24 protein-coding genes are annotated in these 25,909 nt (G+C 60.1%); 14 read left to right on the top strand and 10 right to left on the bottom strand.

The genetic code is table 11. From position 1 onward, the window contains the following. Positions 1–40: 40 nt before the first annotated feature. Positions 41–1,459 carry a uracil-xanthine permease family protein gene (locus tag DA373_RS08765; protein WP_107851937.1) on the bottom strand — a complete coding sequence of 473 codons (1,419 nt, stop codon included), beginning with the start codon at positions 1,457–1,459 and terminating at the stop codon, positions 41–43. 274 nt (positions 1,460–1,733) lie between these two features. After that, positions 1,734–2,546 (bottom strand): posphoenolpyruvate synthetase regulatory kinase/phosphorylase PpsR, encoded by an 813-nt coding sequence (gene ppsR, locus DA373_RS08760; RefSeq protein ID WP_107851936.1) that lies wholly within the window; start codon positions 2,544–2,546, stop codon positions 1,734–1,736. 184 nt (positions 2,547–2,730) lie between these two features. Between ppsR and ppsA the strand changes: the two genes are divergently transcribed. From ppsA to DA373_RS08730, 6 genes are all read left to right on the top strand, one after another. After that, positions 2,731–5,106 (top strand): phosphoenolpyruvate synthase, encoded by a 2,376-nt coding sequence (ppsA, locus tag DA373_RS08755; protein WP_107851935.1) that lies wholly within the window; start codon positions 2,731–2,733, stop codon positions 5,104–5,106. Positions 5,107–5,296: 190 nt separating this feature from the next. Beyond that, positions 5,297–5,992, top strand: a complete 696-nt coding sequence (gene queC, locus DA373_RS08750) for a 7-cyano-7-deazaguanine synthase QueC (protein ID WP_107851934.1) — start codon at positions 5,297–5,299, stop codon at positions 5,990–5,992. Then, positions 5,992–6,348 carry a 6-carboxytetrahydropterin synthase QueD gene (queD, locus tag DA373_RS08745; RefSeq protein ID WP_107851933.1) on the top strand — a complete coding sequence of 119 codons (357 nt, stop codon included), beginning with the start codon at positions 5,992–5,994 and terminating at the stop codon, positions 6,346–6,348. Before queC ends, queD begins: the two co-directional genes overlap by 1 nt. Further along, on the top strand, positions 6,345–7,061 hold the full coding sequence (gene queE, locus DA373_RS08740; RefSeq protein WP_107851932.1) for a 7-carboxy-7-deazaguanine synthase QueE: 717 nt from the start codon (positions 6,345–6,347) through the stop codon (positions 7,059–7,061). The genes queD and queE overlap by 4 nt, the downstream gene beginning before the upstream one ends. A gap of 150 nt (positions 7,062–7,211) precedes the next feature. Beyond that, positions 7,212–8,018 carry a MetQ/NlpA family ABC transporter substrate-binding protein gene (locus DA373_RS08735; RefSeq protein ID WP_107851931.1) on the top strand — a complete coding sequence of 269 codons (807 nt, stop codon included), beginning with the start codon at positions 7,212–7,214 and terminating at the stop codon, positions 8,016–8,018. After that, on the top strand, positions 8,011–8,856 hold the full coding sequence (locus DA373_RS08730; protein ID WP_107851930.1) for an alpha/beta fold hydrolase: 846 nt from the start codon (positions 8,011–8,013) through the stop codon (positions 8,854–8,856). Before DA373_RS08735 ends, DA373_RS08730 begins: the two co-directional genes overlap by 8 nt. Before the next feature lie 24 nt (positions 8,857–8,880). Here DA373_RS08730 and gshA read toward each other — a convergent pair whose 3' ends face one another. From gshA to DA373_RS08710, 4 genes are all read right to left on the bottom strand, one after another. Continuing rightward, complete coding sequence (gene gshA, locus DA373_RS08725) at positions 8,881–10,404, bottom strand: glutamate--cysteine ligase (protein ID WP_107851929.1); 1,524 nt, start codon at positions 10,402–10,404, stop codon at positions 8,881–8,883. 177 nt (positions 10,405–10,581) lie between these two features. Further along, positions 10,582–11,508 (bottom strand): bestrophin family protein, encoded by a 927-nt coding sequence (locus tag DA373_RS08720; protein WP_107851928.1) that lies wholly within the window; start codon positions 11,506–11,508, stop codon positions 10,582–10,584. 86 nt (positions 11,509–11,594) lie between these two features. Beyond that, the gene (locus tag DA373_RS08715) at positions 11,595–12,725 is read right to left on the bottom strand and encodes an S-(hydroxymethyl)glutathione dehydrogenase/class III alcohol dehydrogenase (RefSeq protein WP_107851927.1); all 1,131 of its coding nucleotides are present in this window, start codon (positions 12,723–12,725) and stop codon (positions 11,595–11,597) included. A 135-nt stretch (positions 12,726–12,860) separates the two neighbouring features. Further along, positions 12,861–13,070, bottom strand: coding sequence for a hypothetical protein (locus tag DA373_RS08710; RefSeq protein ID WP_107851926.1), 210 nt, complete (start codon positions 13,068–13,070; stop codon positions 12,861–12,863). A gap of 307 nt (positions 13,071–13,377) precedes the next feature. Between DA373_RS08710 and DA373_RS08705 the strand changes: the two genes are divergently transcribed. After that, positions 13,378–14,250 (top strand): LysR substrate-binding domain-containing protein, encoded by an 873-nt coding sequence (locus DA373_RS08705; protein WP_107851925.1) that lies wholly within the window; start codon positions 13,378–13,380, stop codon positions 14,248–14,250. Positions 14,251–14,462: 212 nt separating this feature from the next. On the opposite strand, the gene DA373_RS08700 is transcribed toward DA373_RS08705, so the two are convergent. From DA373_RS08700 to DA373_RS08690, 3 genes are read right to left on the bottom strand one after another with little or no spacing between them, the layout of a single operon-like run. Beyond that, the gene (locus DA373_RS08700) at positions 14,463–14,723 is read right to left on the bottom strand and encodes a DUF1289 domain-containing protein (RefSeq protein ID WP_107851924.1); all 261 of its coding nucleotides are present in this window, start codon (positions 14,721–14,723) and stop codon (positions 14,463–14,465) included. Positions 14,724–14,772: 49 nt separating this feature from the next. Next, entirely contained in the window at positions 14,773–16,047 is a 1,275-nt protein-coding gene (locus tag DA373_RS08695) for an NAD(P)/FAD-dependent oxidoreductase (RefSeq protein ID WP_107851923.1), read from the bottom strand. 15 nt (positions 16,048–16,062) lie between these two features. After that, entirely contained in the window at positions 16,063–17,427 is a 1,365-nt protein-coding gene (locus tag DA373_RS08690; RefSeq protein ID WP_107851922.1) for a glutamine synthetase family protein, read from the bottom strand. 194 nt (positions 17,428–17,621) lie between these two features. On the opposite strand from DA373_RS08690, the gene DA373_RS08685 reads away from it, so the two are divergent. The 7 genes from DA373_RS08685 to DA373_RS08655 all read left to right on the top strand — a co-directional run bounded on the left by DA373_RS08685 (position 17,622) and on the right by DA373_RS08655 (position 25,348). Next, on the top strand, positions 17,622–18,980 hold the full coding sequence (locus tag DA373_RS08685; protein ID WP_408635771.1) for a glutamine synthetase family protein: 1,359 nt from the start codon (positions 17,622–17,624) through the stop codon (positions 18,978–18,980). A gap of 30 nt (positions 18,981–19,010) precedes the next feature. Continuing rightward, a complete protein-coding gene (locus DA373_RS08680) occupies positions 19,011–20,390 on the top strand; it encodes an aspartate aminotransferase family protein (protein ID WP_107851920.1) in 1,380 nt (459 codons plus the stop codon). Then, the gene (locus DA373_RS08675; protein ID WP_107851919.1) at positions 20,387–21,493 is read left to right on the top strand and encodes an extracellular solute-binding protein; all 1,107 of its coding nucleotides are present in this window, start codon (positions 20,387–20,389) and stop codon (positions 21,491–21,493) included. Before DA373_RS08680 ends, DA373_RS08675 begins: the two co-directional genes overlap by 4 nt. Before the next feature lie 430 nt (positions 21,494–21,923). Next, the gene (gene potG / locus DA373_RS08670; protein WP_107851918.1) at positions 21,924–23,045 is read left to right on the top strand and encodes a putrescine ABC transporter ATP-binding subunit PotG; all 1,122 of its coding nucleotides are present in this window, start codon (positions 21,924–21,926) and stop codon (positions 23,043–23,045) included. Positions 23,046–23,055: 10 nt separating this feature from the next. Continuing rightward, the gene (potH, locus tag DA373_RS08665; RefSeq protein ID WP_107851917.1) at positions 23,056–23,946 is read left to right on the top strand and encodes a putrescine ABC transporter permease PotH; all 891 of its coding nucleotides are present in this window, start codon (positions 23,056–23,058) and stop codon (positions 23,944–23,946) included. 3 nt (positions 23,947–23,949) lie between these two features. Then, positions 23,950–24,795 (top strand): putrescine ABC transporter permease PotI, encoded by an 846-nt coding sequence (potI, locus tag DA373_RS08660; RefSeq protein WP_107851916.1) that lies wholly within the window; start codon positions 23,950–23,952, stop codon positions 24,793–24,795. A gap of 10 nt (positions 24,796–24,805) precedes the next feature. Beyond that, positions 24,806–25,348, top strand: a complete 543-nt coding sequence (locus tag DA373_RS08655) for a cupin domain-containing protein (protein WP_107851915.1) — start codon at positions 24,806–24,808, stop codon at positions 25,346–25,348. Here the strand turns inward: DA373_RS08655 and DA373_RS08650 are convergent. Further along, positions 25,345–25,893: a cupin domain-containing protein gene (locus tag DA373_RS08650; protein ID WP_107851914.1), complete on the bottom strand. Its 549-nt coding sequence runs from the start codon at positions 25,891–25,893 to the stop codon at positions 25,345–25,347. The genes DA373_RS08655 and DA373_RS08650 overlap by 4 nt on opposite strands. Between the last annotated feature and the right edge of the window lie 16 nt (positions 25,894–25,909).

The raw sequence follows: 25,909 nt of genomic DNA, 5'->3' as shown, positions 1-25,909 counted from the left end.
TCAGCTATGGATTTTCATCCTTGCCCGAAGGCTTACCCTTTCAATTGCTGGCGTTGGCCTCGCGCAGCTGGGCGTTGTCATTCTTGGCATCGGACTTGGAAGTGCCCTGGTTCATCTGGCGCTCAATTTCCTCACGCTCGCGGGCTTCGTCCTGCAGTGATTTCTTGGGCAGCACCATGTTCAGCACAAAGGCAACGGTGGCGGCCACAATCACCGGTGAGCCGATCAGCATGCGGGCGGTGTCACCCAGCTGGGCAATGGCTTCGGGCACGGCGTTGATGCCCATGGCCAATGCCACGGCCAGTGCCACTATGGTGATGTTGCGGGAAGACAGCTCGTCCTTCACCAGCAGCTGAATACCGGTCATGGTGATCATGCCGAACACGATGATGGTCGCACCACCCAGCACCGGGTAGGGAATGGTGGTCATGGCGGCACCAAACTTGGGCAGCAGGCCGGCAATCACCAGGAACACGGCGGCAATGCCCAGTACATAGCGGCTGATCACCTTGGTCATGGCCACGATGCCCACGTTCTGGCTGAAGGAGGCGGTGGGCAGGCCACCGAAGATGGCGCCAACCAGGGTGCACAGGCCGTTGCCCAGCAGTCCACCGGACAGCTCCTTGTCTTTCAGCTCGCGGTTCATGCCGCCTACTGTGGTGGCAGAGAGGTCACCGATGGTCTGTACCGAGTTGACGATACAGATCACCACCATGGAGATCACCGCAGAGGCGTGGAACTCAATGCCGATGGCAAAGGGCGTGGGTACCATCACCCAGGGAGCGGCATCCATTTTGGCGAAATCGACCATGCCAAAGAAGAAGGAAATGGCGTAACCCACCAGAATGCCCACAATAATGGCGGCCAGGCGCAGGTAGCCCTTGCCGAACTGGGAGCACAGCAGTACCACGGCCAGGGTGGTGATGCCCACCAGCCAGTTTTGCGCGCTGCCAAAGCCGTCGGCGGCCACATTGCCGCTGCCGGCCATGTACTTGATGGCGATGTCATACAGGGACAGGCCGATGACCAGTACCACGGTACCGGCCACCACGGGCGGGAACAGATGACGGATCTGCTTGATGAACAGGCCCACCACCAGCATGGCGATACCACCGGCGATCTGGGCGCCGAAGATACCGGGAAGACCGTATACGCTGCCGATGGCGATCAGAGAAGGAACATAGGCGAAGCCCACACCAAAGATGGTGGGTACGCCGGCACCGAAACGGCCGACGGGGAACAACTGCAGCAGGGTAGACAAACCCGAGAACAGCAGGGCGATTTGCACCAGCATCATGGTTTCCTGGGCGTTGGCACCGGCCACACCCGCCACGATCAGCGGCGGCGTCACTGCGCCCATGATCATTGCCAGAATATGCTGGAAGGAGAGCGGCAGTGCTTTACCGAAAGACGGCTTGCCGTAGTAATCGAATACCGATTTGCTTTGGCTGTGTTTCATTGCAATAAGTCCCTGAGGGTTGCTCAAGTAAGTTGTTGTTCACTGCCCGCCGTCGTTATCTGGTTATATAAAGGCTGACAGAACCACACCGCAGTGTTTGAGCCCGGTGATGACTCAATTTGTGGTCAATTCATGGGGTGGTTGACCCCGTGGTTAATCACGGGGATCAATGTATACATTTTTGTAAACACCAAATCAATATTTTGTTCATATTTGAGAGCGAGAACGTGTTTTGGCTCTCAGGTTTTTGTGCTGGATCAATGCGGTGTTTGCCTTAGTAAATTTTGCGGCGTATGCCGGTGCGCTCCAGTATCTTGACCGAGATTTCTTCCACCGAGTGAAAGGTGGTGTCGATAAAGGGAATGGCTTCCATGCGAAACAGCCGCTCCACCTGGCCCAGCTCGAACCGGCACTGCTCTATGGTGGCGTAGCGGCTGTCGGCCCGGCGACGCTGACGAATCTCCTGCAGCCGGTTGGCGTCTATGGTGAGGCCAAACAGTTTGTGGCGATTGGCCTTGAGGGCCGCCGGCAGATTCATTTGCTGCATGTCCTGATCGATAAACGGATAATTGGCTACCCGAATGCCGAACTGCAGCGCCAGATACAGGCTGGTGGGGGTCTTGCCGCAGCGGGATACGCCCACCAGGATAATGTCGGCCTCGTCATACTCCTTGGTGGTGACACCGTCGTCGTTGTCCAGGGCGTAGTTCACCGCATCGATGCGCAGATCATAGTTGTGCTTGTTGGCAATGCTGTGGGAGCGGTGGGCGCGGGGTTCGGCCTTCACGCCCAGCTGCTGCTCGATGGGAGCAACAAAGGTATTGAGAAAGTCGTAGCACATGGCCTCACTGGCTGTGATGATGCTGCGCAGCCTGTCGTCGATAATGGTGTGAAACACCAGGGGGCGTTTGCCGCTCTGGTGAAAGCTGTTGTTGATGCGTTCCCGCACCGCCCGGGCCTTGTCTTCGTCTTCCACAAAGGGAAAGGTAACTTGCTCAAAGGGCAGGGGAAACTGGCTCAGTACGGCATGACCAAACACTTCGGCTGTGATCGCCGTCCCATCAGAAACATAAAAAACCGTGTGCACAGGGCCTCCAGATCTCACTTTCGCGTATTGATGCGGGCAGGGCGTTTACCCGCTTTTCGAGGCCATTGTAGAATCATTTCCAGTGCGGGCACACCACACAATAACAACATCATTCGGTGGCCTGCCTTCACACCGAAATCAAGCGATACGGATATCCCGAAACAACTTTTGTGGAGACGTGGCAGTGCAGGAATATGTGATTTGGTACGAGCAGCTCGGCATGAACGACGTGGACCGGGTTGGCGGCAAGAATGCCTCACTGGGCGAGATGATCAGTCAGCTGGCCGGCGCCGGAGTATCCGTGCCCGGTGGCTTTGCGACCACCGCCTTTGCCTTTAACGAATTTCTCGAGCAGAGCGGGCTGAATGATCGTATTCACGATCTGCTCGACAAGCTGGATGTGGACAACATCGCTGCCCTCGGCGAGGCCGGCAGGACCATTCGTCAGTGGGTAATTGACACGCCTTTCCAGCCCGAGCTGGAAGCGGCCATTCGCGACGCCTATGGCGAGCTGGCCGGCAAGGCCGGTGACGAAGCGTCGTTCGCGGTGCGTTCTTCAGCCACCGCCGAAGACATGCCCGACGCTTCCTTTGCCGGCCAGCAGGAAACCTTCCTCAACGTGCGCGGCCTGGATGCAGTCCGGGAAGCCGTCAAGCATGTGTTTGCGTCTCTGTTCAACGATCGCGCCATTTCCTACCGGGTGCATCAGGGCTACGACCACAAGGGCGTGGCGCTGTCGGCGGGCATTCAGCGCATGGTGCGCTCCGATATCGCCGCCTCTGGCGTCATGTTCACTCTGGACACCGAGTCCGGCTTTGATCAGGTGGTGTTCGTGACCTCCGCCTGGGGCCTGGGCGAAATGGTGGTGCAGGGTGCGGTCAACCCCGACGAGTTCTACGTGCACAAGCCCACCCTCAAGGCCGGTCGTCCGGCGGTGGTGCGCAAGACCCTGGGCTCCAAGCTGCAGAAGATGATTTACGCCGGCGGCGCCGAACTGGGCAAGCAGGTGGACATCAAGGAAACCAGCCGGGAAGAGCGCCGTCAGTTCTCCCTCACCAACGACGAGGTAATGGAGCTGGCCAAGCAGGCCATGATCATCGAAAAGCACTACGGCCGCCCCATGGACATCGAGTGGGCCAAGGACGGTGTGGACGGCAAGCTCTACATAGTTCAGGCTCGTCCGGAAACCGTACGCAGCCGTCAGGACGCCAACGTGCTGGAGCGTTTTGCCCTCAGCCAGCAAGGCGATGTCATTGCCGAAGGCCGGGCCATCGGCCACAAGATTGGTGCCGGTACCGCCAAGGTGATCGACAGCATCGATCAGATGGACGAAATCAAGGCCGGCGACGTACTGGTGACCGACATGACCGACCCGGACTGGGAGCCGATCATGAAGCGGGCCGCCGCCATCGTCACCAACCGGGGCGGACGTACCTGTCACGCCGCCATTATTGCCCGCGAGCTCGGCATTCCTGCCGTGGTGGGCTGCGGCAACGCCACCGAGCTGGTAAAGGATGGTCAGCAGGTGACCGTATCCTGTGCCGAAGGCGACACCGGTTATATCTACAACGGCAAGCTGGAGTTCAGCGTCAACACCTCGGAAGTGGGATCCATGCCCGCCTCGCCGGTAAAGGTGATGATGAACGTGGGCAACCCGGACCGGGCCTTTGACTTTGCCCAGCTGCCCAATGCCGGCGTAGGCCTGGCGCGGCTGGAATTTATCATCAACCGCATGATCGGCGTGCACCCCAAGGCGCTGCTCAACTACGACAACGAAAGCCCCGAGCTCAAGCTCAAAATCGACGAGATCATCGCCGGCTACGACAGCCCGCGGGAATTCTTCGTGGCCAAGCTGACCGAAGGCATCGCCACCCTGGCTTCCGCCTTCTGGCCGGAGCGGGTGATTGTGCGCATGTCCGACTTCAAGTCGAACGAATACGCCAACCTGCTCGGCGGCGACGCCTACGAGCCGGACGAGGAAAACCCCATGCTGGGCTTCCGTGGTGCGTCCCGTTACATCTCCGAAGACTTCCAGGACTGCTTTGCCATGGAATGCGAGGCGATGAAGCGGGTGCGTGAAGACATGGGCCTGACCAACGTCGAGATCATGATCCCCTTCGTGCGCACCTTGAACGAGGCCGCGTCGGTGATCGACATTCTTGGCGAGAACGGCCTCAAGCGCGGTGAAAACGGTCTTCGTGTGATCATGATGTGCGAGCTGCCGTCCAACGCCCTGCTGGCCGACAAGTTCCTCAACTACTTTGACGGCTTCTCCATCGGCTCCAACGACATGACCCAGCTCACACTGGGTCTGGATCGGGATTCCGGTCTGGTGGCGGGCTCCTTTGACGAGCGCGATGAGGCGGTGAAGGCGCTGCTGGCCATGGCCATTCAGGCCGCCCGCAAGGCCGGCAAGTACGTGGGCATTTGCGGTCAGGGCCCGTCGGATCACGCCGACTTCGCCGCCTGGCTGGTGGAGCAGGGCATCGACTCCGTGTCCCTCAACCCGGACACAGTGATCGACACCTGGCTGTATCTGGCGAAGCACGCCGGGAAGTAACATTTGATGATTTGAGTATATACAGGGCACTTCGGTGCCCTTTTTATTAAAAGGGAGCAGGGAATAGGGAGTAGGGATTAGAACTCCCCAGTCCCCAGTCCCCAGACTTGCGCTTCCTGCCCACAGCGTTAAAATGCCCATCGCTTTTTACCCGGTCGCAGCCTACCCGGACAAAACAAGGACACAACCTATGAAAGCACTGCTGATCTGCTCCGGCGGATTCGACTCCGTGACGCTCGCTTACCGGCTGGCGGCGGAGGATTCCCTCGGCGCCCTGCTGACCTTTGACTACGGTCAGCGCCACAAAAAAGAAATCGGCGCCGCACGCCTGTGTGCCGAACGCCTTGGTGTTCCCCAGCTGGTGATGGACATCGGCCATATCGGCCGCCAGCTCTCCGGCTCGGCACTCACCGACGACATCGACGTGCCCCACGGTCATTACAGCGAAGAAAACATGAAGGTCACCGTGGTGCCCAACCGCAACGCCATCATGCTCACCATCGCCTTTGGCGTGGCCGCCGCCCGCGGCCTGGATACTGTGGCGCTGGCGGTGCACGGTGGCGATCACTTTATTTATCCCGACTGTCGCCCCGACTTTATTCGCCTGTTTGGCGAGATGCAGGCGCGCGCCCTCGACGGTGTGGCCGAGGTGGCGCTGCTGGCGCCCTATGTGGACGCCGACAAGACCGAGATCGCCCGGGACGCTGCCCGCTTTAATGTGCCGGTGGCCGAGACCTGGTCCTGCTACGAAGGCGGTGACATTCACTGCGGCCGTTGCGGCACCTGCGTGGAGCGCATCGAAGCCATGGCGCTGGCCGGCGTAAGCGACACCACGCCCTATCAGGACGATCAGTTCTGGCGCGATGCGGTGGCGAGGGCGAAGTAATGTATACCATCAAAAAAGAGTTTCATTTCTCCGCTTCCCACCAGCTCAAGCAAATGCCCGACTGGCACCCCTGTGCCCGGCTGCACGGTCACAACTATGTGGTGGTGATCGAGCTGCAGAGCGAGCAGCTCGATCAGTACGGCTTTGTACGCGACTACCTCGAACTCAAGGCGTTCAAGGACTATATCGACGACCAGCTCGATCACCGTCACCTCAACGAGGTGCTGGGGGACGAGTGCACCACCGCCGAACGGCTGGCCAAGCACCTGTATGACTGGGCGCGGGCGCGCTGGCCCGAGGTAAGCGCCGTGGCCGTGTCGGAAACCCCCAAAACCTGGGCGGAGTTCCGGCCATGATCGCCATCAGCGAAATCTTTGGCCCTACCATTCAGGGGGAAGGGGCGCTCACCGGGGTGCCCACCGTGTTTGTGCGCACCGGCGGCTGTGACTTTCGCTGCAGCTGGTGCGACACCCTGTATGCGGTCGAACCCCGTTTCAAGGCCGACTGGACGCCCATGAGTGCCGAGGCGGTGCTGGCGGAGGTGGAGCGCCTGAGCGGCGGCCGGCCACTGCTGATTACCCTGTCCGGCGGCAACCCGGCGCTGCAGCCCTTGAGTGAGCTGCTGAGCCTGGGCCACCAGCGGGGCTATACCTTTGCCATTGAAACTCAGGGCAGCAAGGCGCAGGACTGGTTTGGCCTGCTGGATCACCTGACCCTCAGCCCCAAGCCGCCTTCCGCCGGCATGGCCTTCAGCCAAAGCCGGTTTGACGCCTGCCTGGCTGCCGCCGGGGTCAATACTCAGGTGACCCTCAAGCTGGTGATCGCCGACGAAGCCGACTACCAGTGGGCGCGGGACTTTGCCGCTCAGTACCCGCAACTGCCGCTGACCCTGCAGCCCTGCAATCCGGCGCCGGCCACCCCCGACGAGCCTGAGCGGGAAACCGACCTCGACGCCCTGAATGCCAGCCTGCGCTGGCTGGTGGACAAGGTCACCGCCGACGGCTGGTTTAACGCCCGTGTGCTGCCCCAGCTGCATGTGATTATCTGGAACAACGAGCGCGGCGTATAACATCGACGGCCCCTGCCGGTGCAGGGGCCGGTTGCGTGATGATGCGCAGCACAATTTTGCCGCCGCGCATTGCCTGTTTGAATCCGCTCGCATAGTATGGCCGTCTAAACGTCTATTGTTGCGCGTTGTTTCAGTATCACAGGAGTCGTCATGTTTCGTTTGTCCCGTGCCCTGCCCTGGCTGGCATTGTCATTGTGTTCTTTTCCGTTGCTGGCGGTGGATGAGGCCAAAAAGGAAATCGTTATCGGCACCACGGTCGGAGACTTTGCCGACATGGTCACCGAGTCGATCAAGCCGCAGCTTGAAGCCCAGGGCTACCGCGTGAAACTGGTGGAGTTCACCGATTATGTCATGCCCAACCTGGCGCTGGCGGAAGGTTCACTGGATGTAAACTGCTTTCAGCACAAGCCCTATCTGGATACCTTCAGTCAAAGCCGCGGCCTGGAGCTGAGCCCCATCACCCAGGTGCCCACCGGCCCCATGGGGCTGTATGCGGGCAAGGCCGGTGCCCTTGAAGAGGTGAAACAGGGCAGCACGGTCGCCATTCCCAATGATCCCACCAATCAGGCCCGGGCCCTGCTGATGCTGGAAGACATGGGCTGGATCACCCTGAAAAAAGACATAGATCCGCTCAAGGCCAGCGAATTTGATGTGGCTGACAACCCCAAAGGGATTCGGCTGGTCATGCTGGAAGCGGCCCAGTTGCCGCGTTCCCGTCAGGATGTGGATTTTTCTGTTATCAACGGCAACTATGCCGCTTCAAGCGGCATTCCCTTCAGCGACGGGCTGTTTCTGGAGCGCAGCTACGACTTTATCAACTGGGTGGTGGTGCGCGCCGAAGACCAGGAGCAAGCCTTTGTGCAGGACGTGATAGCGGCCTATAACAGCGACGCGTTCAAAGAGTACGCCAGCAAGCAGTTTGAAGGTTACAAGTATCCCGAGTCCTGGCATGAGTGAGCCCCGGGAATACCACATCGACCTGGATGGCCGCCGGCTGGCGGTGATGGAGTGGGGCAATCCCGATGGCATTCCTCTGGTGGCCCTGCACGGCTGGCTGGACAACGCGGCCAGTTTTACCCTGTTGGCGCAGCTGCTGCCCCATGTGCGGCTGATTGCCCCGGATCTGGCCGGCCACGGTTTGTCTGAGCACCGTGCCCCCGGCCAGCCCTATTACATCTGGGACAATATCGCCGATGTGCTGGCGCTTCTGGATGAACTGGAGCTCAAGCGAGTGGCGCTGCTGGGCCACTCCATGGGCGCCGGCGTGGCTACCCTGCTGGCGGGCGCCTTTCCCGAGCGAGTCAGTCAGTTGCTGTTGCTCGATGGCCTGGTCCCGCGCACCTACACAGCCAGCACCCTGCCCGAGCAAATGGCGGCCGCACTGAACAAGGGTAGCCGCCTTCGCCGGCGCGGCTGGCGGCCCTATGCCAGCCTTGAAGATGCGCTGCAGGCACGCATGGGCGGCCGATACCCGGTGAGCCGGGAGGCGGCGGGCTGGCTGCTGGAACGTAGTCTGGAACAAACTACGGAAGGCTGGGTCTGGCGCCACGATATTGCCCTGTCGCAGCCGTCTGTGGTGCGCCTGTGCGACGAACAGGTAGCGGCATTTTTGCAGCGGCTAAGCATGCCGGTGCTGCTGATGATGGCAAAGCAGGGCAACGAAGTCGACGGCGTACAGCCACTGCTTGGGCTGGTGCCCGAGTTGACTTATCAAGTGCTCGACGGCGGCCATCATATGCATCTGGAGGAAGCGCCGGCGGCGTTGATTGCCGGGCTTATCAGGGAAAGGCTGTAACGGCCAGTTATTCTGTGTGCCTGCTCAGGCCACTTCTGTGTTTTCCCATTGCCCTTGTCTGAGCAGGGAATCCCGGGCCAGTTGCCGAAAGTATTCCGTCTGGGCCGGGCTGAGCGGTGTCTGTTGCAGTTCCCGGTGCAGCTCGGCGGCCCGGTTGCTCATCCAGTCGGCATAGTCCTGGCCGTTGTCGTTGAGCTGTTGCAGGATCCGGTGTGAGGGGGTCAGCTCGGGCCGGTACAGTTGCCTCTGGTAATGCTGCACCGCCCGCACGTAGCCGCTGCCGGTCTGATCCAGCCGCCGGGCGATGGCGTTTAACTCACTGAACAGCTGTTCACCCCAGGTGGTACGGTCAAGCTCCCCTTCGGCAGTCTCCAGGTTAAGCCCCGGACGCCGGCCCTGCTCGGTTATGCGCATCTGATTGCGGCCAATTCGCTGCCGCGCCTGTTCGTCGATGTCCGGGCTGTTCTGCAACAGACAAAACAGCATAAAGGTATCCAGAAAGCGGATCTGAGCGTCATCAATGCCCAGGGGCAGCCAGGGGTTGATATCCAGGCTGCGCACTTCTATGTATTCCACTCCTCGTGCGGCCAGCGCCTGCAACGGTGTTTCTCCGTTTTCGGGTACCGCCTTGGGGCGAATGTCGCTGTAATACTCGTTTTCAATTTGCAGGATCTTGTCGTTCAGCTGACGCTCATCGGGATAGGCACCCACGCCGGCACGGGCGTAGGGGGCATAGGGCCTGTTCAGCGCCCGAGACAGATCCTGTATGTAGTCATCCAGGCTATTGGTGCTGATGTTCAGCGTGGCCTGCGCCTGGCTCTGGTAGCCAAGACCGCTCATGCGCAGGGAAGTGGCATAAGGCAGATACAGGGTGTCTTGCCCCAGGCTGGCCAGCGGGTGAGAACGGCCGTTCATAAAGGAGCGACTGAGCGCCGGCGAGGCGCCAAACAGGTAAAGCAGCAGCCAGCCGTAGCGGCGAAAGTTGCGGATCAGGGCAAAATACCGGCTCGAACGAAATGCTTGCAATGACTCCCGGCTGCCCAGCAACTGCCGGTATTGCTGCCAGAAGTCGTCGGGCAGGGAAAAGTTGAAGTGAATACCGGAAATGCTCTGCATGATGCGGCCATAGCGGGTATCCAGCCCCCGGCGGTAAACATGCTTGTGGTGGCCGGCCGGCGAGTTGCCGTAGCGGGCAATGGGAATGCTGTTATTGCCCTGAAGCCGGCAGGGCATGCTTGCCGGCCACAGTTGCTCGCCCTGCAGCTGGCTGGCGGTAAAACGGTGCATCAGCGCCAGAAAGTCCAGGGTTTCGGCAATGTCATGACCGGCAGGAGTAATAAACTCCAGCTGGGCCTCGGAATAATCGGTGGTAATCAACGGGTGGGTCAGGGCGGCCCCGAGCGCCTTGGGGTGCGGTGAGCGGGCCAGCTTGCCGGCCGTGGTAACCCGCAGGGCTTCTTTTTCTATGCCGCGACGAATGCCGGAAAGATGCCGGAACAGGCCGGCATGACATAACGGCGTGAGGCGAGCGTCAAAAGCTGATGTCATAAGAGTCTCTTCGTTGCATTCATCAGGGCGGATTCAGGCCTGCTCCCGATTACGGGTGGGCCAGGCTTCTGTCCGCCAGCCCTTCGGCGGCGTGCATTATATTGCCGCGCCGCTCTGTGATAATTGGCCTGTAGTGAAAATGACTTTTAACGGACGGTAATAATGTCTTGGGGCCGGTTAATGCAGGTAGCCGTTTTCAGGAGTGATCTCCGGCGGCAGCTCGGTGACGTCCAGTGCTTCCAGCAGGCTGATTTCAATAGCTCTGGACATGGCTGATAGGGGCAGATCATTGGCGGCCAGGCCAAAGGGCTCTTCCAGCTCCTCGCTGAGGGCATCCAGCCCAAAAAAGGTATAGGCGATGACCACACAGACCAGGGGCGTGACCACGCCCAGTGAAGAAACCAGGCCAAAAGGCAGCATAAAGCAATATAAATAGGTGGTGCGATGCACCAGCAGGGCATAGGCAAAGGGCAGCGGCGTGTTTTTTATGCGCTCACAGGCGGACAAAACCCCGGTCATGGAGGTGATGCGTTCGTCCATGCTCTGTACCAGAAACTCCGACAGCAGGCGCTGTCGTCGGCAATAACCGACCTTTTTGCCCATCAGCCGCAACAGGGCTTCCGGCGTGTTGCGGGCGTTGCGCAGGACGGCGTGGTGTTCAGGTTCAACATAGCGGTCGATGTCTTGCCAGGGAGAAGTGTCGCGTAGCTGGTGGCGCAGCGCGTGCACAAAGGCGATGGTCAGATAAATCAGCCGCTGTCGGGTTTGCGGGCCGGCTTCCATCTCCTGATCCATAAAGGAAATGACCTGCCGGGCCAGACTGCGGGCATCGATCATCAGCTGGCCCCATTGCTCCCTCGCTTCCCACCAGCGGTCGTAGCTGGCGTTATTGCGAAAGCCAAGAAACAGTGACAGGGCAATGCCCAGCAGGGCAAAAGGGGTGGTGGTGTAGGAAGGAAAAAATCCCGGTGAAACATGTTGAATGGTGGCCACCAGGCTGCTCAGCAAGGTGATGATCAGCAGCTGAGGATAAATTTGCTGAATGACCGAGCCGCGCAGGGTAAAAAACAGCTTGAGGGCATGGGGGCGTTGCCGGACTATCATGGCGGTCTCCGGTGTGACGGGCCTGGCTCACCGGGCGGGTGGCTGGCGAGCCCTCCGCCCGTTGCCGAACGGGCGGAGGCAAGTGGTTATTTGTCGAAATGAATAACGGTACGAATACTCTTGCCCTGGTGCAGCAGGTCAAAGGCCTTGTTCAGATCTTCCAGCCCCATGGTATGGGTAATGAAGTCATCCAGTTTGAACTCGCCCTTCATGTAGCGATCCACATAGCCGGGCAGCTCGGAGCGGCCCTTGACGCCGCCAAAGGCGGAGCCTTTCCAGACCCGGCCGGTCACCAGCTGGAAGGGACGGGTGGAGATCTCCTGGCCGGCACCGGCCACGCCGATGATCACCGACTCACCCCAGCCCTTGTGACAGCATTCCAGGGCGGAACGCATTACGTTGACGTTGCCGATGCACTCAAAGGAGTAATCCACACCGCCGTCGGTCAGCTCCACAATCACATCCTGAATGGGCTTGTTGTAGTCCTTGGGATTGACGCAGTCTGTGGCGCCCAGCTTGCGGGCCAGATCGAACTTGCTCTCGTTGATGTCGATGGCAATGATGCGGCTGGCCTTGGCCATTTTGGCCCCTATGATGGCCGACAGGCCGATGCCGCCCAGACCAAAGATGGCCACGGTAGCGCCTTCTTCCACCTTGGCGGTGTTCATCACCGCGCCCATGCCGGTGGTGACACCACAACCGAGCAGACAGACTTCTTCCAGCGGTGCGGCTTTATCTACCTTGGCCAGGGAGATTTCCGGCAGTACCGTGTACTCGGAAAAGGTGGAGCAGCCCATGTAGTGGAAGATGGGCTTGCCATCCTTGTAGAAGCGGGTGGTGCCGTCCGGCATCAGTCCCTTGCCCTGGGTTTCACGGATCTTCTGGCACAGGTTGGTTTTGCCGGACTTGCAGAATTTGCACTCGCCGCATTCCGGGGTGTAAAGCGGGATTACGTGATCGCCCACTTCCACACTGGTCACGCCCTCGCCAACGGCCTCAACAATGCCGCCGCCCTCGTGGCCGAGGATCACCGGAAAGATGCCCTCCGGATCGTCACCGGACAGGGTAAAGGCGTCAGTATGGCAGACACCGCTGGCCACCACACGCACCAGCACTTCGCCGGCCTTGGGGGGCATCACATCCACTTCTTCAATGGACAGCGGCTGGTTCGGGCCCCAGGCAATGGCGGCCCGTGATTTGATCATTTGTTGACTCATGTTGTACTCCGGTAACGAATGGAGGGTGGTCGGGCCGGCATTCATGTCAGGCCTGGCGTGAATTACACAAGCCTGCCCGGGCGGGGAATGTCGACTTAACCTTCAAGTTTAGTTAATGCGGTCAGTGAGTGTGATTCAGAAGCAGTAACCGGGGCGCTCGGCACCGATGCGCTTCAGCTCTTTACACTGGCGGTGGTCGGCACCGTCACCCCGGGAAGACAGGGAGTGGTTTATCTCTGTCAGGGCCGGCGCTTCCCCGGCCTGTGCCGGCAGGCAGAACAGGCCGATGCCGGCGGCAAGGGTAAGAACGGTGAACAGTGGCTTTAATCCGTTGGCGTTTTGCATGATGTTTCCTCAATGGCTGACACGGCGACAGCAGGCTGCCGTGTTGATGGGGGAAATTATATTCAGCCACCGGAGTTTGATAATGGAGTCAAAATACAAAATATAATTACCAGATGGTAACAGTTGGGTGATGGTACGGACTCATGAGAGTAATAAATGCGCTGGTGATAAACAGTTCCGGCGCTGCAAGGTGAAGGTGGCCGGCCTCACAGGCTTTGTGTTTCAGCGAGGCTGTTTCAATACTGACATCATGGGATCAGGGCCGCCGGCATGTTGCATTTATCGCCGGCAAGCAAGAGGAGCTGGCATGTTTTTATGGGAAGGGGTCACCGAGTTTGTGGCCGTGGCGGAAGCGGAGAGTTTTACCCGGGCCGCCGCAAGACTGGGCATTTCCACCGCTCAGGTCAGCCGGCAGATAAGCGCGCTGGAAAGCCGGCTGTCGACCAAATTGTTTTACCGCACCACCCGCAAGGTGTCGGTGACCGAAGCCGGGCAGATTTATTACCAGCATTGCCGGCAGGTGCTGGACGGGCTGGAAGAAGCCGAACGGGCGATGACCGATCTGCAATTGTCCCCCAGAGGCAGGTTGCGGCTGACGGCGCCGGTGACCTACGGCGAAAAGGTGATTGCCCCTTTGATCAATGATTTTGTGCTGAGTTACCCCGAGCTGGAAGTAGAGTTGCGCCTGACCAACCAGAAACTGGATCTGGTGGCAGATGGCTACGATCTGGCCATTCGGCTGGGCAAGCTTGAGGATTCCAGCATGATGGCCCGGCGGCTGGCCTCCCGTATTCAGTATGTGTGCGCCTCACCGGATTACCTCTCCATTCATGGCATGCCTCATTCATTGTCCGAGCTGGAGCAGCATAATTGCCTGCAGGGCAACCTGGACTACTGGCGGTTTCAGGAGCAGGGCAAGGTTCGCACTATCAGGGTCAAGGGCAATATACGCTGTGACAGCGGCTGGGCCTTGCTGGATGCGGCCCTGAAAGGCATCGGTATGGTGCAGTTGCCGGATTATTATGTCCGCGCTTCGCTGGCGGAAGGAAACTTGTTGTCTTTGCTGGAGCATTATCAGGAAGATGACAATGGTATCTGGGCCATTTATCCCCATAACCGACATTTGTCACCCAAGGTGCGCATCTTGCTCGATTTTCTGGGGCAGTCCCTGCGCGGATAACGGCTGATGATGCTGGAACTGGTCTCAGGCTATATGTCTGCAGACAGCACCGAGGTTTCACGAAACAGCAGTGGGGATTGCCGTAGCCGACCGTCAAATGCCATGGATGGCATTTGCCGAGCGTTACATGGAGGTACTTGAAGCGTGTCGGCGGAGTGTAACCGCGCTGCTGATTCGAGAGCTCCTTTATTACAGACAATGGAGGTGTAGCCTTACAACGGCAGTGTATCCTGCGGCGGGGTGGTCTGTTGTTCGAGCTCCAGCTCCAGTTGTTTTTTGCGGGCGGCGGCCAGCACCCGGCGCTTACGATCCTGGCACAGGCGGATCACCTCCCGGCGCTGGGCGGGGGTAAACGTCAGCCAGTTAAAGCGTTCGTCCCGGCTGCGAAAGCAGCCCTTGCAGTAACCCCTGTTGTTGACCTGGCAGACGCCGATGCAGGGGCTGGGTACATCAAAAAACTCCAGTTGCTCCATTGAGCCGCCTCCCTGTTACCGCCTTCACTGGAGCATATTCTGCTCGTTTTTACAACAGATCCCGCAGCCGGTACCAGGCCATGGCCAGCACCAGCGCCGGGGTACGCAGCAGCCGGCCGCCGGGAAAGTCGTTGTGGGGAATGCGGGAAAACAGATCAAAGCGCTCGGCACTGCCGGCAATGACGTCCGCCATCAGGCTGCCGGCCATGCCGGTGAGGGCAATGCCGTGACCGGAGAACCCTTGCGCAAAATACACATTGCCGTTCAGCCGGCCAAAGTGGGGGGCCCGGTTCATGGTGATGCCCACATAGCCGCCCCAGGTGTATTGCTGTTTGACCCCGTCCAGTTGCGGAAACACATGGCGCAGGCGCTTGCCCATGGACGCCGCCAGGTTCACCGGATCGCGCCCGGAGTAACTGACCCGGCCACCAAACAGCAGCCGGTGGTCGGCGCTCAGGCGAAAATAGTCGAGCACAAAATTGATGTCGGCTACCGCCATGTTGTTGGCAATGAGTTGTCTGGCCCGCTCCTCACCAAGAGGCTCGGTGGCGGTGATATAGGTGCCCACCGGCATGATCTTGCGCTCAATGTCGGGGACGATGCCGTCGAGGTAGGCGTTGCCGCACAGCAGCAGGTGGCGGCTGCGCACCACGCCGTGGGGCGTGTGCACCACAGGGTGTTCGCCCTGCTCAATGCGGGTGGCGGGGGTGTATTCAAAAAAACGGGCGCCGGCCTCGGCGGCGGCTTTCGCCAGCCCCAGGGTGTAATTGAGCGGGTGCACATGGCCGCTGGCGGCGTCATAGAGGCCGCCGAGATAGGCATCGGTGCTCATCTGCTCGCGCACTCGCTCCTTGCTCCACATTTCCAGCGAGTCGTAGCCATAATCCTTGCGCAGACTGTCGGCCCAGTGCTCCAGCTCCTTCATGTGCCGGGGCTTGACCGCCGCATGCAGGTGACCGTCCGCCAGATCGCACTGAATATTGTGCTGATCGATGCGCCGGCGCATTTGCGTGAGGGCCTCAATGGAGATATCCCATAACTGCCGGCTGATCTTGTCGCCCACCAGTTTTTTAAGGGTCGCCTGCTCGCAGGCATAGCCGAAAATCATCTGGCCGCCGCTGCGCCCGGATGCGCCCCAGCCTACGCGGCGACTTTCCAGCACAGCCACGCTGTAACCTCGCTCCGCCAGACTCAGTGCCGCGGCGCAGCCGGTGATGCCGGCGCCCACAATGCACACGTCCACTTCCAGGTTGTCGTGCAGGGCAGGGTGCTCCGGTGCCGGGTGGGCAGACGCGGCGTAATAGGAATCGGCATGAGACTGCATAAAGGCTCCTGAATATTACACAAGATGCTGATACCACTGGTATTCCAGCGGTGTAACGTGTTGATCGAATTCGGCCAGTTCAAAGCGCTTGTTGATAAGGTAGGCCCGGTGAAACTCCTTGCCCAGATATTGCGACAGCCGGTGTGACTGGGCAAAGCGGTCCAGGGCACTCTGCCAGCGGTAGGGCAGCAGCGGCAAATCCAGCTTGTTGGCATCCCCCAGAATGGGGGCGGGCGGATGCAGTTGCTCGGTCAGGCCATGATCCACGGCGGCGAGAATGGCCGCCACCACCAGATAGGGGTTGGCATCGGCCCCGGCCACGCGGTGCTCCAGCCGGGTATTGGCCGGGTCACCGGACGGAATACGTACCGCTACGGTGCGGTTGTCAAAGCCCCAGCTGGCGTGCAGGGGCACAAACATATGGGGCTGCAGCCGGCGAAAGGAGTTGGCGTTGGGAGCAAACAGCGCCATCGACTCGGGCAGCATGCTGAGGGTGCCGGCAATGGCCTGACGTAAGCGCTCGTGATCCTCGGCAAACACATTGTTGCCGTCGTCGTCCAGAAGGCTCACATGAATATGCATGCCCGAGCCGGCCTGACCGTTGTAGGGCTTGGCCATAAAGGTGGCGTACATGCCCTGCTTGATGGCAATGGCCTTGATTGTCCGCTTGAGCAGAATGGCCTGATCGCAGGCGGCCACGGCGTCGTGCTGGTGGGCCAGGTTGATTTCAAACTGGCCCGGCGCGTATTCGGCCACGGCGTTGTCGGCGGGAATACCCTGCAGTTTGCACACCTCGGCCACCTGGATAAGAAAGTCCTCCCAGCTGTCGAGATCGTCAAGGGAATACACCTGAGTGTCGTGCATGCGCTCGTCGGTGCCGGGCAGTATGGGCGGTTGCGGCAGGCCGTCGGCGCCTTCCTTCTGATCCACCAGATAAAACTCCAGCTCCACTGCCACACAGGGGTTCAGACCCTTTTCCTTGAGCCGGGTAAGTACGTTTTGCAGCACATGGCGCGGATCGGCAAAAAACGGGCTGCCGTCCAGGTCTTCCATGGACATTAAAATCTGCCCGGAGGGGATCTTGTGCCAGGGCACAGGCGCCAGGGTATGAGGCAACAGCCGGCATACCCGGTCGCTGTCGCCCTGTGCCAGGCCCATGCCGGTTTCCTCCACCGTCTGGCCGGTAATGTCGAGGGCAAACACAGAAGCGGGCAGGCTGATGCCCTGCTCCAGGGCCTTTTCAAAGGCGCTGGTCTGAATGCGTTTGCCGCGGATCACGCCGTTGATATCGCACAGCATCAGGTCAACGGACTGAAACTCCGCCCAGGGCGGGCTGGCATCGGAATGGGTGGCTCGGGGCCGGTTACGGGGTCTGGTCATGAGTTTGTCCTTAAACGCCTGCGCTGTCGTCCTGCTGTTTAATATCAATAAATTTTTGTTAAATTTTGAGTGGGTTCCTTGACCACCAAGTTGGTGACGCTTTTTTCTTGCTCGTTCGCTATGTCTATGTCTAGCATACTTTTACACCAATATGGACTATGCTGACGAGTGTGTTTTTCACCCAGAGCTTCACTATGAGTGTTCAAGATCCTGAAAATCGCAATATGGAGTGGCTGCGTCAGTGGATGCAGCAGCATGCCATTACCGAAGTGGAATGCCTGTTACCCGACTTTACCGGCAATGCCCGCGGTAAAATACTGCCCGCCAGCAAGTTTCTGAAAGAAGGGGGCATGCGCCTGCCCGACAACATCTTTCTGCAGACGGTGAACGGTGAATGGCCCGACGATGACAATATCGACTGGACCGAGCGCGACATGGAACTGCATGCCGATATCAACACCCCCCGGCTGGTGCCCTGGGCCAGTGAGCCCACCGCGCAGGTAATCCATGACTGTTTTGACAGTGACGGCAACCCGGTGGAAATCGCCCCTCGCAGCGTGCTGCGCCGGGTGCTTAACCTTTATGAGCAGGAAGGCTGGCGTCCGGTGGTGGCCCCCGAGCTGGAGTTCTTTCTGGTCAAGAAAAACGAAGACTGGGATTACCCGCTGGAGCCGCCCATCGGTCGCAACGGCCGGCCGGAAACCGCCCGTCAGTCCTTCAGCATTGATGCGGTCAACGAGTTCGACCCCATCTTTGAGGAAATGTACGACTTCTGTGAGGCCCAGGAGCTGGAGGTGGACACCCTGATCCACGAGTCGGGGGCGGCGCAGATGGAGGTGAACTTCATTCATGGCGATGCCCTGGATCTGGCGGATCAGGTGTTTCTGTTCAAGCGCACCATGCGCGAGGCGGCCATGCGTCACAATGTGTACGCCACCTTTATGGCCAAGCCGATGAAAAACGAGCCGGGCAGCGCCATGCATATTCATCAGAGCCTGGTGGACGCCGACGGCAACAACCTGTTCGCCAATCCGGACGGCAGCCACAGCGAGCTGTTTCTGCACTTTATCGGCGGCATGCAGCGTTACATTCCCAGTGCGGTGGCGCTGTTTGCCCCCAACGTCAACTCCTACCGCCGGCTGGCCTTTGGCGACTCGGCACCGCGCAACATGGCCTGGGGCGAAGACAACCGCACCGTGGGGCTCAGAGTGCCGCGCTCGGGGCTGGCCGACCGGCGCATTGAAAACCGTTTTGCCGGCGCCGACGCCAATCCCTATCTGGCGCTGGCGGCCAGCCTGGCCTGCGGCTATCTGGGCATGAAACACCGCATCGCCCCCACCGAGCAGGTAGAGGGAAGCGCCTACAACATGCCTTTTGGCCTGGCCCGCAGCCTGGAAGAGGCCCTGCTGGAGCTGGAGCAGTGTGAAGAGCTGCGCGAAATGCTGGGGCCGCGTTTTGTCAGCGCCTTTATTGCGGTCAAGCGCAAGGAATATGAGGCCTTTTTCACCGTGATCAGTGCCTGGGAGCGGGAGTTTCTGCTGCTGAACGTGTAGCACGTTAACCATGTCGACAGGGAGTTGAGCATGCCGGAGTCAAACAAGGAAGCACTGCAGCGGCTGGATGCGGCCCATCACCTGCATCCGTTTACCGACGGTCGGGCCCTGCAGCAAAAGGGCACACGAGTGATCGAGCGGGGCGAGGGGGTCTACCTGTGGGACGCCGACGGCAACCGCATTCTTGACGGCATGGCCGGGCTCTGGTGCGTCAATCTCGGCTATGGCCGGCAGGAGCTGATCGATGCCGCCAACGCCCAGCTGCAGCGCCTGCCCTATTACAACCTGTTTTTTCAGACCACCCATCCGCCGGCCGCCGAGCTGGCCGCCACCCTGGCCGGGCTGCTGCCCGGCGACCTGCAGCATGTGTTTTTTACCGGCTCCGGCTCCGAGTGCAATGACACTGTCGTGCGCATGGTGCGCCACTTCTGGGCCGAGCAGGGGAGCCCTGAGCGACAGGTAATTATCAGCCGCCATAACGCCTACCACGGCTCCACCCTGGCCGGTGCATCTCTGGGGGGCATGAAGCCCATGCATGCGCAGGGCGGCCTGCCGCTGCCGGACATGGTGCATATCGACCAGCCTTATCACTTTGGTGAGGGGCAAGGGATTGACCCCGAGAAATTTGGTCTGGAGCGGGCCCGGCAGCTGGAGCTGAAAATTCTGGAGCTCGGCCCCGAGCGGGTGGCGGCCTTTATTGGCGAGCCCATTCAGGGCGCCGGTGGCGTCATCATTCCCCCCGCCAGCTACTGGCCTGAAATTCAGCGCATCTGCAAAAAGTACGACATTCTGCTGGTGGCGGATGAGGTGATCTGCGGCTTTGGCCGCACCGGTCACTGGTTTGCCAGCGAATATTACGGTCTTGAGCCGGATCTGCTGTGCATGGCCAAGGGCATGACCTCCGGCTATATCCCCCTGGGGGCGGTGGCGGTGGGCCGGCGTGTGGCGGAAACCCTTATCAACGGCGGCGAGTTTTTTCACGGTTTTACTTACTCCGGTCACCCGGTGGCCTGCGCCGTGGCCCAGGCCTGTATAGAGGTGATGCAAAAGGAGCACATCGTCGAGCGGGTGCGTGACGATATCGGTCCTTACCTGCAGCAACGCTGGGCCAGCCTCGGGGACCACCCCCTGGTGGGAGAAACCCGGGGACTGGGGCTGCTGGCGGCGCTGGAGCTGGTGGCCGACAAAACCACCCTGGCACCTTTTCCCACAGATGCCGGCGCCGGGATTATCTGCCGCGAACACTGTTTTGAACAGGGGCTGGTGATGCGGGCGGTGGGCGACACCATGATTATCTCGCCGCCCCTGGTAATCAGCCGCGAGCAGGTGGACGAACTGATCCACAAGGCGCGCCAGGCACTTGATTTGACCCTTTCTACTCTTGAACAACCGACAAGGAAAGCACCATGAGTAACAAGTCCGTATTTCAGACCGGCCTGCTGGCCGCCGGCATCACTCTGGCCCTGAACGCGCAGGCCCAGGAGCCGCCTCAGGTCAACTTCTACAACTGGTCCGACTATATCGCCGAAAACACCCTGGCCAATTTCACCAAAGAGACCGGCATTGCCGTGACCTACGATGTGTTTGACTCCAATGAAGTGCTGGAGGCCAAGCTGCTCGCCGGCAACACCGGCTTTGATGTGGTGGTGCCCACCGGCGACTTTATGGGCCGGCAGATCCAGGCCGGCGCCTTTCTGCCCCTGGACAAGGCAAAGCTGACCAATTACGACAACCTGGATCCGCGCATCATGGCGCTGCTGGCGGAGAAAGATCCCGGCAACCAGTATGGTGTGCCCTACCTGTGGGGCACCACCGGCATCGGCTATAACGTCGATAAGGTCAGGGAAGCCCTGGGCGAGGACGCCCCGGTTGACTCCTGGGATCTGGTGATGAAGCCGGAAAACCTGGAAAAGCTGGCTGGTTGCGGCGTGGCTTTTCTCGATGCGCCCACCGAGGTGTTTGCCGCCGTCCTCAACTATCAGGGGATTGACCCCAACAGCACCAATGTGAGTGATTACCGGGGGCCGGCCACCGAGCTGATGATGAGCCTGCGGCCCCATATCACCTACTTCCACTCCTCCAAGTACATCAACGATCTGGCCAATGGCGATATCTGCGTGGCGGTGGGCTGGTCCGGCGACATACTGCAGGCCCGGGACAGAGCCGACGAGGCGGGCAGGGGGGTGAAGGTGGCCTACCGTATTCCCAAGGAAGGCGCCCTGATGTGGGTGGACATGCTCACCATTCCCAAGGATGCCAGACATCCGGATAACGCCCATGCCCTCATCAACTATCTGCTCAAGCCCGAGGTGATCGGCGACATCTCCAACTACGTGGCCTATGCCAACCCCAATAAAAACGCCAATGAATTTGTGGACGCAGACATCCTGAATGATCCGGGCATTTATCCCAGCCAGGAAGTGGCGGACAAGCTCTATACCGCCAAACTGCTGCCGCAAAAGGTAAACCGGGCCATTACCCGCGCCTGGACCCGGGTCAAGACCGGCCGGTAAGCACACCTTGAAGAATAAGTAAGGAAAGCAGACGAAGCAGTGGTAGCTGCCACTTTAGTCGGCAGGGCCTGTGTAACAGGCCTTTGTTACCCAGTCGTCTGCGGGACTTAAGCACGCACCGGAGCACCAGCAGGGTTACCTTCTTCGACACGCTGCATGGGTTGATACTCATCCGTTCAGCCTGCTGCGAACATTCACCGAATGTTCGGTCAGGCTTCACGGCTTCGTCACGGCGAGCAAGCTCGCCCCATGTAGCGCTCGGCAAATGCATCTGACCGCCATGGATGGCGGGAATGCCGAAAATGCAGGAGCAACTTTTCGGCCATGGCATTTGACGGTCGAATCCGGTAATCCCTGCCGGCGCTCCGGAACCTGAAAGCCTTTTGCTGGACATTAACGCTGAACCAGCGTCAGAAATACGGAGGCAAGCATGCCGGAACAGCAACAACCGGTCAGCACGGAAAAGGCGCCCTTTCTGGAATTGCGCGGCGTCAGCAAATTGTATGACGGGCAGCCGGCGGTGGATGACGTCAGCCTGAAAATTCCCCGGGGGGAAATCTTTGCCCTGCTCGGGGCCTCGGGCTGCGGCAAGTCGACCCTGCTGCGTATGCTGGCCGGCTTTGAGCCGCCCAGTCGGGGCGAGATCTTTCTCGACGGGGTCGACATCGGCGAGGTGCCGCCCTATGACAGGCCCATCAACATGATGTTTCAGTCCTATGCGCTGTTTCCGCATATGACGGTGGAAGCCAACATCGCCTTTGGCCTGAAGCAGGACAAGCTGCCCAGGGCCGAGATTGCCGATCGGGTGGCGGAAATGCTCAGACTGGTGCACATGGAAGATTACGCCAAACGCAAGCCCCATCAGCTCTCCGGTGGCCAGCGGCAGCGGGTGGCGCTGGCCCGCAGCCTGGCCAAACGGCCCAAGCTGCTGCTGCTGGACGAGCCCATGGGGGCGCTCGACAAAAAGCTCAGGGAAGAAATGCAGCTGGAGCTGGTGAACATCATAGAGAGCGTGGGCGTGACCTGCGTGATGGTGACCCACGATCAGGAAGAGGCCATGACCATGGCCGGGCGCATCGCCATTATGAACAAGGGCCGGCTGGTGCAGGTGGGCGAGCCGCTGGATGTGTATGAATACCCCAATTGCCGGTTCAGCGCCGAGTTTATCGGCTCGGTGAATGTGTTTGAAGGGGAGCTGGAACGCAACGAGGCCGACAGCGCCCTGATCCGCTGTGCCGATCTGGCGCAGCCGCTGCAGATCAACCACGGTGTGTCCATCGGCGAAGGGCTGCCCATCATGATTGCGGTGCGTCCGGAAAAAATGCACCTCAGCCGGAATGAGCCCGGTCAGCCCCATAACCGGCTGTCCGGTATCGTGGACGAGATTGCCTATCTGGGGGATGTGTCCATCTATCATGTGCGCCTGCCCTCGGGCAAACGCATTCTGGCCACCCTGCCCAATGTGGACCGGCACAGACGCAACAGCCCCACTTGGGGCGATCAGGTACACCTGAGCTGGCAGGCGGACAGCTGCGCCGTGCTGCTGACCTGAGGAGGTAATGATGAAGAGGCTTGGAACCGCCACCGGCCAGCGACTGGTGATCGCGCTGCCCTATGCCTGGCTGCTGCTGTTTTTTCTGGTGCCCTTTCTGATCGTGTTCAAGATCAGCCTGTCGGAAGCGGCCCTGGCCATTCCGCCCTACAGCGCCCTGCTGAGTTTTGCCGACGAGCAGCTGCAGATTGTGCTTAACGTCGGTAACTACCTGTTTCTGCTGAGCGACAGCCTTTATATTGAGTCCTACCTGCAGTCCCTCAGGGTGGCGGCCATTTCCACTCTGCTGTGTCTGCTTATCGGTTTTCCCCTGGCCTGGGCCATTGTTCATTCAAAGCCTTCTACCCGCAACGTGCTGCTGATGCTGGTGATTCTGCCGTCCTGGACCTCGTTTCTTATTCGGGTATACGCCTGGATGGGCATTCTCGGCAACACCGGCTTTCTCAACAATGCTCTGCTGTGGCTGGGGGCCATTGACGAGCCGCTGCAGATTCTCAATACCAACACCGCCGTCTATATCGGCATCGTTTACGCCTACCTGCCCTTTATGGTGCTGCCGCTTTATACCGCGCTGATGCGGCTGGATTACTCCCTGGTGGAGGCGTCGGCAGATCTGGGCGCCCGGCCCATGACCACCCTGTTTACGGTGATTGTGCCCCTGATCAAGGGCGGCATTATCGCCGGCGCCATGCTGGTGTTTATTCCGGCGGTGGGGGAGTTCGTGATCCCCGAGTTGCTCGGCGGGCCCGATACCCTGCTCATTGGCCGGGTGCTGTGGCAGGAATTTTTCAACAACCGGGACTGGCCGGTGGCGGCGGCGGTGGCCAGCGTCATGCTGTTGCTGCTGATGGTGCCCATTATGTGGTTCCACCGCATTCAGCGCAGAGAAATGGAGGGCTGAGCCATGAACAATATTCCCGTCAGCCGCTCCTGGGCACGGCCGCTGATTTTGTGGCTGGGCTTTGGCTTTCTCTATGCGCCCATGCTGCTGCTGATCATTTACTCCTTTAACAGCTCCCGGCTGGTGACGGTATGGGCCGGCTGGTCCACCCAATGGTATGGCGAGCTGCTGGCTGACGACATGATGATGCAGGCGGTGGGGCTCAGCCTCACCATCGCCTTTTTTGCCGCCAGTACCGCTGTGGTGCTGGGCACGGTAGCGGGCTTTGTGCTCACCCGCATTGGCCGGTTTCGGGGAGAGAGCGGTTTTGCCTTTATGATCACAGCACCTTTGGTGATGCCCGAGGTGATCACCGGGCTGTCGTTGCTGCTGCTGTTTGTGGCCATGGGCGATCTGATTGGCTGGCCGGCCCAGAGAGGCATGAGTACCATCTGGATTGCCCATGTCACCTTCTGTACCGCCTATGTGGCGGTGGTGGTGAGTTCCCGGCTCAGAGAGCTGGACCGCTCCCTGGAAGAAGCCGCCATGGATCTGGGGGCGCGGCCGCTTCGCGTGTTCTTTGTCATTACCCTGCCAATCATTGCCCCGGCCATCGTCGCCGGCTGGCTGCTGGCCTTTACCCTGTCGCTGGACGATCTGGTGATCGCCAGCTTTGTGTCCGGGCCCAATGCCACCACCCTGCCCATGGTGGTGTTTTCCAGCGTGCGTCTGGGAGTGAGCCCCAAGATCAACGCCCTGGCCACCATCATTATCGTGATCGTATCGCTGGTGACCTTTGTGGGCTGGTGGCTGATGGCCCGGGCGGAAAAACGCCGGGCCCAGGAAGCCGCCGCCGCCCGGGCGGCATGAGGAGAGCGCCATGGACTTGCCCGAACGTCTGAAATGGCTGCGTGCTCAGCATGGCCTGACCCAGCGGGAGCTGGCGAAACGGGCCGGGGTGAGCAACAGCCTGATCTCGCAAATAGAGCAGGCTGCGGTCAATCCGTCCGTGGCCACCCTTAAGCGGGTGCTGGACGGCTTTCCCATTTCCATGGGGGCGTTTTTCAGCCTGGAGCGGCGCGCTGGCCGGCAGGTGTTCTTTCGTGCCGGCGAGCTGGTGGAATTTGGCAGCAACGGCGTCACCATGTGGCTGGTAGGGCCGCTGACCGGCGAGCGCAAGCTGGCGCTGCTGCGGGAATGCTATCCGCCCGGCGCCGACACCGGGCCGGAGATGCTCAGCAATGAGGCGGAAGAGGCCGGCCTGGTGCTGAGCGGTGAAATCGAAATCACCGTGGGGGAAGAGTGCCGGGTGCTGAAGGCCGGCGACGGCTATTATTTCGACACTTGCCAGCCCCATCGCTTTCGCAATCGGGGCACCGAGGTATGCGAGCTGGTGTCGGCCGCCACGCCGCCCACGTTTTAAAGTACCTGGGGCTGGCTGGCGGAAACGATATGCAGCTCGTTGTCGCCAATGTTCACAAAGCGGTGGGGCTCGGTACTGTCAAAGTAGTAGCCGTCGCCCGGGCCCAGTTCAAAGTGGCGCTCGCCCACGTGCAGCAGCAGCTTGCCGTCTATCACCACGCCGCATTCCTGGCCCGGGTGGCTGAGCATGTCCGGGCCTGTGTCGGCGCCGGGGGGCATGGTTTCCCGCAGCAGGGTGATATGGCGATCGGGAAAGCGGCTGCCAATCAGGCGGTAGCTGATATTACCCGTGCCCCGCTCGGGCTGATCGTCGGCCCGGTACACCACCGGCTTGCCGGCACCGGCGCCTTCTTCTTCGGCAAAGAAGTCCGCAAGGGTCATGGGAAAGCCGTCCAGCAGCTTCTTCAGTGAGCCAATGGACGGACTGACCAGATTCTTTTCAACCTGAGAGATAAAGCCGTTGGTCACGCCAGAGCGTTTGGCCAGCTCCCGCTGGGACAGTTTTGCCTGCAGGCGAATGGTCTTGAGGCGCTGTCCTATGTCCATGGGGCCCGGTACTCCT

The organism is Oceanimonas marisflavi, from assembly GCF_003049725.1.
In the GTDB taxonomy this organism is placed as follows: domain Bacteria; phylum Pseudomonadota; class Gammaproteobacteria; order Enterobacterales; family Aeromonadaceae; genus Oceanimonas; species Oceanimonas marisflavi.
The sequence above is the reverse complement of the archived record's forward strand: the minus strand, read 5'-3'. Positions and strand labels throughout refer to the sequence as shown.